A 10,218-nucleotide genomic window follows, 5' to 3' on the forward strand; every position below is an offset into this window, starting at 1 on the left:
GGGTGTCAAGTGTGCCGTCCCGATCGGACTGGCGACACGGATGTCATGACGAATGGCCGGCATGAGGCGCGCCATTCCTGATTGGGTGCCATGTTCCGGGCGGTGTCTGGAGACCGCGAGGCGGTGGATATCACCTTGAAACAAACAGGGTCAACAGAGCAGGCATTATTGCTCCTGCCGGCGTGCCGGAGGGAGCCGGCAACCCCGGCGCCGCTGTTGGGGAGGCGTCTTTAGGTGATGATCCTCAGGAGGCGGTCTTGTCCACCTCCTCTTCCAGAACATGTCGCACGCTGTCGGCCATTCCGCGCCAAGTGAAGCGTGCCGCCCGTCCGAAGCCGGCGGTGACCATCCGGTCACGCGTCTCGGGATGCCGAACCGCCTGCAGGGCCGGAATCAGGCTGCCGGGGGAGTGCGGGTCGATATAGAGCGCGGCCTCGCCTCCGACTTCGCGCAGCACCGGCAGGTCGGAGGCGATGACCGGACATCCGCAGGCCATCGCCTCGACCAGCGGCAAGCCAAATCCTTCGTAGAAAGAGGGGAAGACCAGGGCCGTCGCGGCGTTGTAGAGCCGCACCAGCGCAGAGTCCTCGGCCCGCACCAGACGGATATCTACTCCTTGCGGCAGTTCCCCCAAGGTAGCCGGGGTCAGGTGGCGGCTGGAGCAGACCACCGGCAACCGCTCATGGGCGGGCATGTTGGCGAGCGCCCGGATCAGGGCAATGCCGTTCTTGTGCTCGTGAAAGCCGCCCACCAGCAGGAAATAGCCCTGCGGGGCGCCGACCATGGCCCGCACGGTTTGGCGATCGCTGTCCGGCAGGACGTGGAAGGAGGGGCTGACTCCAGGATAGGCGAGGCTGATCCGGCCGGCCGCCTCCGGGTGGAGGAGCAGCAGATCCGCGCTGGTACTTTCGGAAATGCTGATGTAGCGGCGGGCATAGGCGAGCGCCGTTCGCTTCTCGGCCCACATCGGCTCTCCGCGGTCCAGTTTCAGGACCTCCGGAATCATGTCGTAGACCATCATGACCGACGGGATGGTCATCGGGGTGGTGTAGTAGGTCGAGATGAAGAGGCCGGCCCCTTCTTCCTTTCCGTACTGTTCGATCAGGCGACGTTGTCGCCCGGCGTCGGCGTAGTCGTGCGGTTCGATCATGCGATACGCGATTCCGGGAACCCGAGGCGCCCAGCCGCTGCGGTCGAGCACCAGGAGCCGTCTGGCGAAGTCGGTGCCACTCCACTCCGTCAGTAGATTTTCCCAAACCCGTGCAATCCCGGTGCGCTGGAGTTGGAAAAAGACGGAGTCGATCAGCACGAGGGGATTGGCCGGGGTGCGCCGGATCTGGAGGTGCAAGCGCTTATGCGGCGGCGCGGAGGCAGGACGGGCGCCGCGCAAACGGTCGAGCAGAACCTGGGCATCCTTGGCGACATGGGCGTAAGGCGCCTGCGTGACATGACGCTGCATCTCCCGAAGCCCGTCCTGCAGGGTTGCCGCAGGGTCGGACAGGGCCTTGCTCATGGCATGGATTTGTTCGGTGCCGTAATGCAGGTGCTTTGGCCGCTCCCGGTAGAAGATATGGGTCTGTCCATTGGTGTGCAGCCGCATACCATAGCGCCGGGCCACCAGGTCGAGGCCGCGCAGGGAGTAGAAGAAGACGTGCTGGCCGTTGTCGGGAGAGAGATAGAACCAGTCCGGCCCTTCGCCGCGATAGACCTGGGTCGTGGCGATGACCACGTCGGAATCGGTGCCGAAGATGTCGTTCAGATCCTGGGCCGGGTTCGGAAGATGCTCCAACACCTCGAAGGCGGTGGTCACTGGGAAGGTGGTTGTTCCCGCCTCCTCGCGCGAGAAGCCCAATGCATAGTGATTGGCGACGTATTTGTCGTGCAGGAAGAAGGAGAAGCCGCGGTCCCGCATCATCCGGGAGAAGAGGCCGTTGCCACCGCCCCAATCCAGGCAGGGCGTCTCAGTCCCGATGCCGAGGCGGTCGAGGAGGACTGGAACCGCCAGCGACAGCAGAACGCTGCGCTGCACGATGCCGACATCCTGCATCATGCAATCTGGGGTATAGGCCTCGTCCAGCCAGTGCGGAGCATCGGTTTGCAGGGAGCCGCATTGCATGCATTCCCAATAACCGACATCGTGGCGGCCGAGGACCGGCATCCCGAAGACGCGGATGGCGTTCCCCGCGCACAGCCGGCAGGGAGTGGCGGGGGGAGGCGTCAGCGATCCGCTCATGCTCCGATCCGCCCGCACATATCCGCCTGGATGGAGTTCCAGACCGTGGCGAAGACCGTCTCCCAGGAATGCTGCGTCCGGATCTGCTCAACGACACCGGCGCTACGGGCCTCGTACTCCGTCTGGCTCATGGCCATCGCGTTGAGAATGATCTCGCGGTTGCGTACGGCATCCTGGGTGAGATAGATGGCGTGCGGTGATCGGAAGCCGCTTTCCGGCGTGACGATCGGCACCAGGCCCCGCGCCGCGTTCTCCAGGATCGCGGTGGCCTGGGCATCCAGGGAACTGGTGTGGATGTAGAAGGCGCACTGCTCCTTGACGAAGCGGTCCACCTGCGGGTTTGCGTTGTCCATCCAGCCGAGTGAAACCACTTCCCGTTCACGGATGCGGACCCGCTGGTTGGGGTGATTGCGCAGGCTGCCGCTTCCGATATGAAGCCGCATCTGCGTGTGATCGATGCTGTCGAGCAGCAGATCGAAGCCCTTATGTGGTTGCAGATCGCTCAGATGCAGCAAGCCGTTCATGCTTTCCGGCGTATAGCGGCGGGGCGGTCCGAACAGGCGTGCTTCGCACCCCATGTCGATCCGGACCAGCTTGTGCTTGATCCGGCCGATCGGCGTATCCGCCGGCAGCATCTGGATTTGTTCGTACCAATAGTCACCGCAGATGCCGAAAATAAGGCGGGCCGCATCCAATTGACTGTCGACGAAGGGCGACCAGCGCTTATGGTCGCCGATCTGTACCGGCAGAATCGGGATCATGACATAGGTGTTGGGGTGGCAGGCATCCTCCGGTGACAGCGCATTGTCGCGGACCCAGTCATCGGTCAGGTTTCCCACCGGATCGAAGGTGGTATGGCCGAGTAGAATATCGGATGGATTGTCGGTCACTCGAGAGGCGGTGAAACTATCAATGTGGATGTTGCTAAATCCCCCGAGTATCTTACGAGCGTATTTGCAGATTTCTGCATTGTTCGTCTCGTATTTTTCGTACGAATCATTTCTGAAGATGTATGGTGACCAGAAGAAGTGAAGCATTTACATCTCCAGATAGAGAGCGTTGTTGATCAACTATAGATGAACTGCATGGTGTGGGCGCGAGGCGGTGCGGCTTTTGGGCCACTCAATCCTTGCGCCCCTCACGTTCTCGCCCGCACCCAGGCCTGGTACAGCCCGCCGAAGATCATCGGATGCTCCGCCTCCAGCCGGTCCCAACGGGCCAGAGAGGTCATCGCCGGATCCTCGGGGAAGCGCTTGCGGTAGAGGGCGGCCACCGCCGGATCGGCCAGCCGGAAGCCCAGGAACTCCAGCTTCAGCGCGGCAAGCGCATCGGCCAGCCAGGGCAGGGTGACGTGCAGTTCATGCACGTGCATCAGCAGGTCGCGGCAGGCGCTGGTGCCGTAGAAATCCGGGGAATGGGCGACGGCGCGCGCCGGGTGGCCCTCCGGCAGGGCGAGGATGTCGCGACGGACATGGCGGATGCCGTCCAGCGTCGGCGGGTGGCCGCGCTCGGCGATGAAGTGTCGGGCGGCCAGGATGGGGCGGCGGGCGGCGGCGCTGTAGAAACCGATCTCCATCACGCCATGCGGACGCATCATCCCGCGCAGCACCCGCAGGCCCGCCATCGGGTCTTCCATATGGTGCAGGACCCCGACGCTGTGGATCACGTCGAAGCGGCGGCCCAGCGCTCCCAGCTCCAGCAGGTCGGCCTGGGCGAACTCGATGCTCTTCAGGCCCAGGCGCCGGCTCTGGCGGGTGGCGTAGGCAAGGCTGCGGCGGCTGAGGTCGACCGCCAGCACCCGCGCATTCTTCAGGGTGGAGGCCGCCCACACCGCCTCGCGTCCGGTGCCGCAGCCGGCGACCAGCACCGCCGGCGCGTCCCAGCCCGGCGTGTCCCAGGCGGGGGAGGCGGGCAGGGCGGCATGCGGGAACAGCGCGTGCAGGAAGCGGGACAGCGGCACCGCTTCCGGCAGCAGGCCGGTGTTCATCCAGCGCGGATAGGGATTTTCCTCGTACTGGGCGCGCACGCCGACCGACACCGGGTTGCTGATCGGCGTCAGCGCCGGCAGCTCCGCCTGGATCGCCGCCTCGGCCAGCGGTTCGGCGACCTGCCGGTCCAGCAGCCGGGCGATCTCCTCGGGCCAGGACAGGGTCTGCAGGGCGGCCGCCCGGTCCCAGCGGTAGAGCGGCCGGTAGGCGCCGAGCAGGGCGACCAGCATCGCCGGCGGCTGTTCGTTGCGGTCCAGCGCGGCCTCGGCCGCGCGGACCAGCACCGCCAGCACCTGGAATTCGCCATCGGTTTCGGCAAAGACATATTCGTTGAGGAAGCACTGCTCGGCGATGGCCGCGCACAGGGTGCGCCACGCCGGGCGGTCGGGCAGGCCGGGGCCGGTCAGCGCCAGCATCAGCACTTGGCGCAGCCGGGTCAGCGCCCGTTCCAGCGTGGGATCGCAGACCGGAGCGGCGCGCAGATGGGCCAGCAGCAGCGCATCCTCCGCCAGCCCGGCAAGCGAGCCGTCGGCCAGCAGCGCCCGGCTGGCGTCGTCCAGGGCGGGACCGGCGTCCTCCGGCAGGGCCGCGAGATAGCGCAGGGTGGGGGACGCCATCAGCACGCCGGCGATGGCGCGCGACAGTCCGGAAGCCTCCACCTCCGGCCGGCCGAGAGCGGCCAGCAGATCGGCGCGCAGTCCCTCATCCATTCCCCCATCGGCCCCAGGCAGCATGGCGTCGCGCAGCGCTTCGGCGAACGCGATCCAGTTGCGCGGCAGGTCGGGGGCGAGACGGACCGCCTTGCGCACATAGGGCAGGGCCTGGTCGCGCCAGCCGCCTTGCAGGAACAGGGCTGCGATGCCGAAGCACAGCTCCGCGTCCTCCGGGGCCGTGCGGGCGATGCCGAAGGCTTCCGCTTCCGCTTCGGCGGTGCGGCCGGCTGCGATCAGCAGCGACAGCAGGGCACGGCGCAGCGGCAGGGGAAGCGGCTGGTTGGCCGGCCGGCCGGCCGTGGCGCGGCGCAGCTCCTCGATGGCGGCATCGGGGTTGCCGGTCTCCTGATGCAGGCGGGCGAGGTTGTTGTGGATCTCCGGCAGGTCGGGAGACAGGCGCAGCGCCTCACGGTAGGCCTCCAGAGCGCCCGCGGCGTCCCGGCCGGTTTGCAGGGCGGCGCCCAGATTGGCCAGCAGCGGCGTCCGGCCGGGATCGTTCGGGTTCGGGATGCGGGCCAGCCCGTCGCGGCAGACGCCGGCAGCCTCCTCCCAATGGCCGGCGACGCGCAGGCTGTCGGCCAGCCGCAGCCGGGTGTCGAGATGGCCGGGATCGACCGCCAGCACCCGGTGGAAGGCGGCGATGGCGGATTCCGGCTGGCCGGCGCGATGGTGCAGGGTGCCGATCAGGTGCAGCGTTCCGGTCAGCCGCGGGCGGAGCGCCACGGCCTGTTCGGCCTGTTCCAGCGCCTCGGCGTCGCGGCCCAGCCGGGCCAGCAGCGAGGCGTGGTTGCCCAGGATTTCCGGCAGGAGCGGCCGGTGGGAGAGTGCACGGCGGAACAGCGCCTCGGCCTCCTCGGCCCGGCCCTCCAGCATGCGGACCAGCGCCAGGGTGCCCAGCGTTTCCGCCTGCGCCTGCCGCAATGTCTGGGTGGGCTGGATTTGGCTGGGCCGGGCGGTGCCGTCGGCAATCCGTAGCGCGGCATCGCAGGCCGCCGCCGCTTCGGCCAGCTGGCCGCGGCGCAGCCGGGCGAGCGCCTGCGCGCGGTGGGCCTGGATCGCCGCGGCCTCTTTCGCCGCGTGCTCTCCCGCCCCACCGGCTTCCGGTCCATTCGTCCCCGGCCCATTCGCCCCTGTTCGCCGCAGCGCCTCGGCCGCCGCCGCATAGCCGTCGTCGGTGCGGCCGGCGGCGATGAAGGCCAGGGCCAGCACGCTCCAGCCGTCGGCCCTGTCCGGCTGACGGCGGACCGCCGCCTCGGCCCAGGCCACGGTCTCGGCCGGGTGGCCCAGGATGCGGGCGGCTTCGGCCAGCGACAGCAGATCTGCTGCATCCTGCGGCGGGGTGCCGCACAGCGCGCGGTACGGCTCCTCCGCCTCTTCCGGCCGCCCGGACCGGCACAGCTCAAGAACCCGTGCCAGACGATGACCCAGGGCCTGATGGTCCGGACCGCTCTGGCCGGTCGTGCTCTGGCCGGTCGGAAGGCTGGCGGTCCCGGTTGCGGTGTCGGTGGTCATGGAGCAGGACCTTCGGACTGGGGGAGGGCTTGGAAGGGGCAGGCGGAGGCTGGGGCTCGGAGGCTGGGTCTCGGGCGCTGGACCTCGGGCGGTCGGGCCTCAGTAGGCCTGGTAGGATTTTTCCTCGACCAGTTCGGAGCCGAGCAGGCGGTTCAGGTCGCGCTTCAGCGCCGCCCGGCGGTCGTTGGTGTGGTAGACCTGCCGGGCCAGCTCGACGAAGCGCGGGCCGAAATCCTTCGCACGCTCGCAGTCCCGGATTTCGTCCTCCACCTCCCACAGGGTGGTGTTGACCGCGCGCAGCCCGTCGATCAGCGCCACGACCTCCGGCCGCGCGGTGTCGGCCTGCGCCGCCACGGCGACCAGCGCCTCGCGCTCGCGCCGGACGTTGGCCAGCTTGTCGGCGTCGGCGATGCGCTCCGCCTTGATGTCGAGGATGGTGATCTTGTCCAGAAGTTCGCCCCAGGAGACGGGCGCCAGGATCGGCATGTCGGAAGGTCCTGTCAGGGTTTCGGTGAAGCGGGCGGCATGGCTGCGCAGGGCGCGTTCGAGCCGATTGAGTGCGTCGTCCCACGAGCCCGGGCGGTCCTGCCGGAAGAGCCGCATGGTCGGATACCAGGGGCTGTCCTCGCGGTCGAGCATCCATCTCCAGTCCGGGGCGAAGGGGACGAGGACCCAGACGGGGACGCCGAGGGCACCGGCGAGATGGGCGACGGAGGTATCGACGCAGACGACGAGGTCGAGACCGGCCATGATGGCGGCGGTGTCGGCGAAGTCCCTGATGTCGGGCGAGAGGTTGAGCAGCGGGAAGCCGCCGGGCGGGTTTGCGGCCTGCCCCTCGGTCGATCCCTTCTGGATGGAGACGAGGCTGACGCCGGGGATGGAGGCCAGCCGGGCGAAGGGGGCGAGGCCGACGGATCGGTTGCGGTCGTTGCCGTGGGTGGGCGATCCGGCCCAGACGATGCCGACCTTCAGGCCGCCCCCGTCCTTTGCCGCTTCCTTCAACCGCCCGCCCCAGTGCGCCACCAAGTCGGGTTCCGCCGACAGGTAGGGAACGCGGTGCGGGATGGTGTCGAGCTGGGTGCCGAACACCTCGCCCAGGCTCAGCATCGGCAGATGCAGGTCGAAGGCGTCGGTCGGGAGCTGGCCGCTGACGAAGCGCTCCACGCCGGGCAGCCCGGCCATCACCCGTTGCAGCGGCGCCGGCAGCCCCAGGATCACCCGGCCGCCACGCGCTGCCACCAGGGGGACATACCGGCAGAATTGGAGCGCATCGCCCAGACCCTGTTCGCCATGCAGCAGGATGCGGCGGCCGTCCAGCGGCTCGCCGTTCCAGCGCGGCTTGGGCATGTCGGCAAGGGTGGGCGCGTCCTTGCAGCGCAACCGCCATTCATACTCGCGCCAGCCCTCCTCCAGCCGGCCGTCGACCAGCAGGGCCATGCCCAGGTTGCGGCGGGCGTCCGGGCTGGCCGGGTCGATGACGACGGCGCGGCGGAAGCCGGTGACCGCCTCGTCCAGCCGGTTCTGGTTCAGGCGGGCATTGCCATGGTTGGCATAGCCGCCGGCGAAGCCGGGATCGACGGCGACGGCGCGGGCATGCGCGTCCGCCGCCTCCTCCAGCCGCCCCTGCTCCTGCAAGGCAAGGCCGAGGCTGCTGTGGCCGGCGGCGAAGCCGGGGTCGAGCGTCACGGAGCGGCGGTGCCATGCCGCTGCCGCCTCCGCCGCGTTCCCCGACCTGTCCAACGCGCGCAGCGCGATGCCCATGTTGTTGCAGACGGCCATGTTGGCTGGGTCGAGGGCGATGGCGCGGACATAGGCGGCGACGGCATCGGGCAGGGCGTCGCGTTCCTGCAGGACATTGGCCAGTCCCGCATGGCCCTCCGCCCCGGCGGGGGAAAGGCGGATCGCCCGGCGATAGGCGTCGCGGGCATCGCCCAGGCGGGGCAGGCCGCGGCACAGCCCGCCCAAATTCTCATAGGCGGCGGCGAAGTCCGGCCGCAGGGCGATGGCGGTGCGGTAGGCCGCCGCCGCTCCGGCCGCATTCCCGTGGTCGCGCAGCAGGTTGCCCAGGTTCAGCCGGGTTTCCGCCATCGCCGGATCGATCCGCAGGGCGCGGGCCATCAGGTGGAACGCCGCTCCCTTCTGCCCGGCACGCCGGGCGACCAATCCCATGAGATGCAAGGCATCGGCCTGGTCGGGCGTAACCTCGATGATGCGGCGGTAGATCCGGGCGGCAGCGGCGATCTGGCCGCTTTGATGGTGCCGCACCGCCGCGGCGAGTGCCTCCTGAATGGTCGCCATGCTTGGTCGGTCGTCCTTATCGGCCCTGCGGTACGGCATGAGGTATCGGTGCAGGATATCGGCCCCGCGGCCTGCCGTTCGGGCCGCCGGAACGGAATAGCGGGTGTTCCCGAATTCTCCAAGTGCGATCCTGGCCGCACATGCATCCGTGTCGCCGCGGCAACGGCAATATTGCCCGTATTATGAAATTGTAACGACAACGACTAGACGGGCTTAAGCCAGGCCTTGGCAGTTGAAGTGACGGCTGCGGGAAAAGCTGTGCAAATGCTCGCCGGAGGAGAGACGAGTCGAGTGGACAGGATCCATCCGTCCCGGCCCGATGGGAGCGGATTCGGCGGAACTGTGGGTAACCCCAACTTCAACCCCGTCTGTTGCGGATTGGCCATACCGGGTATTTTATCAGATTTTCCAGGCACTTGTCTGGGGGGGTGGTATAGGGGGGTACGATCACTCATAGGGCCCTTCGCCCAGCCGGACGTTTGGTCCTACCCACTTCGGTAGAAACGCGTTGCTTTGGGTCCATTCCTTCGGATAACAAGGGCACGGTGTGTTAGCTCGCGCTAGGACTGACTCTGCCTGCCTTCAGCCGAGCGTGACGCGCGCCTTAAAGATGGTTCATCCGCCGGCGAACCAAACCTGAAGGGGATTAGTATGGCTGGAACCTTTAACGTAACGACGGGTTCAACCCTATCGCTAGGTACGTATTCTACGATCATCGGCAGCACTGGTACGGACGTCATCACGCTTCAGACCGCCGGCAACACGCTGTCGATCTCGGCGCTTGAAACTCTGATCGGCACCACCGGTACCGAATTCATCACTCTCACCTCCGGTTCCACCCTGCAGGTTTCGCTGCTGGAAACCCTGGTGGGCAGCACCTCGACGGATGTGGTGTCGATCGGCACCTCCGGCTCGACGATGCTGGTGTCCCTGCTCGAGACCATCACCGGCGGCGCCGGCACCGATGTGATCTCGCTCGGCACCGCCGGTTCGACGATGCTGGTGTCCCTGCTTGAGACGGTCACCGGCGACGTTGGCACCGACGTCATCACCCTGGGCACGGCTGGCAACACCATCCTGGTGTCGGCCCTGGAGACCCTAACCGGCGCTGCCGGCACCGACATCGTCACCCTGGGCTCGGGCGGCAACACGCTGCTGGCTTCGGCCATCGAGACGCTGACCGGCGGCAACGGCACCGACGTCGTCACCCTGGGCACCACGGGCAACACCCTGCTGGTCTCTGCTGTCGAGACGATCTTTGGCAGCACCGGCACCGACGTCATCACGCTGGTTTCCGGCGGCAGCACCATCCTGGTTTCGGCCATTGAGACGCTGACCGGCGCCGCCGGCACCGACGTCGTCACGCTGGGCTCGGCCGGCAACACCCTGCTGGTTTCGCTCGTCGAGACGCTGACCGGCGGCAACGGCACCGACGTCGTCACGCTGGTCACCACGGGCAACACCATCCTGGTGT

Annotated in this window: 5 protein-coding genes; 1 reads left to right on the forward strand and 4 read right to left on the reverse strand. The window is 67.8% G+C overall.

Annotation, left to right across the window (positions count from 1 at the left end; all coding sequences use genetic code 11):
• Nucleotides 1-244: 244 nt before the first annotated feature.
• From GBZ48_RS31445 to GBZ48_RS31460, 4 genes are all read right to left on the reverse strand, one after another.
• Nucleotides 245-2,047, reverse strand: coding sequence for a glycosyltransferase (locus tag GBZ48_RS31445; protein WP_174474608.1), 1,803 nt, complete (start codon nt 2,045-2,047; stop codon nt 245-247).
• 182 nt (nt 2,048-2,229) lie between these two features.
• Nucleotides 2,230-3,270, reverse strand: a complete 1,041-nt coding sequence (locus GBZ48_RS31450) for a glycosyltransferase family protein (protein ID WP_174474609.1) — start codon at nt 3,268-3,270, stop codon at nt 2,230-2,232.
• A gap of 101 nt (nt 3,271-3,371) precedes the next feature.
• The gene (locus GBZ48_RS31455) at nt 3,372-6,446 is read right to left on the reverse strand and encodes a tetratricopeptide repeat protein (protein ID WP_174474610.1); all 3,075 of its coding nucleotides are present in this window, start codon (nt 6,444-6,446) and stop codon (nt 3,372-3,374) included.
• 99 nt (nt 6,447-6,545) lie between these two features.
• Entirely contained in the window at nt 6,546-8,744 is a 2,199-nt protein-coding gene (locus tag GBZ48_RS31460; protein ID WP_211105951.1) for a tetratricopeptide repeat protein, read from the reverse strand.
• Between the two features lie 651 nt (nt 8,745-9,395).
• On the opposite strand from GBZ48_RS31460, the gene GBZ48_RS31465 reads away from it, so the two are divergent.
• The coding region (locus GBZ48_RS31465; RefSeq protein ID WP_211105952.1) for a hypothetical protein at nt 9,396-10,218 on the forward strand (823 nt) is incomplete at its 3' end.

Source organism: Azospirillum melinis (assembly GCF_013340935.1).
GTDB lineage: Bacteria > Pseudomonadota > Alphaproteobacteria > Azospirillales > Azospirillaceae > Azospirillum > Azospirillum melinis.

What these genes read in the sequence shown, in the direction of transcription:
- GBZ48_RS31450 (WP_174474609.1), bottom strand. Translation starts at nt 3,270, where the DNA reads ATGCTTCACTTCTTCTGGTCACCATACATCTTCAGAAATGATTCGTAC.
- GBZ48_RS31455 (WP_174474610.1), bottom strand. Translation starts at nt 6,446, where the DNA reads ATGACCACCGACACCGCAACCGGGACCGCCAGCCTTCCGACCGGCCAG.
- GBZ48_RS31460 (WP_211105951.1), bottom strand. Translation starts at nt 8,744, where the DNA reads ATGGCGACCATTCAGGAGGCACTCGCCGCGGCGGTGCGGCACCATCAA.
- GBZ48_RS31445 (WP_174474608.1), bottom strand. Translation starts at nt 2,047, where the DNA reads ATGCAGGATGTCGGCATCGTGCAGCGCAGCGTTCTGCTGTCGCTGGCG.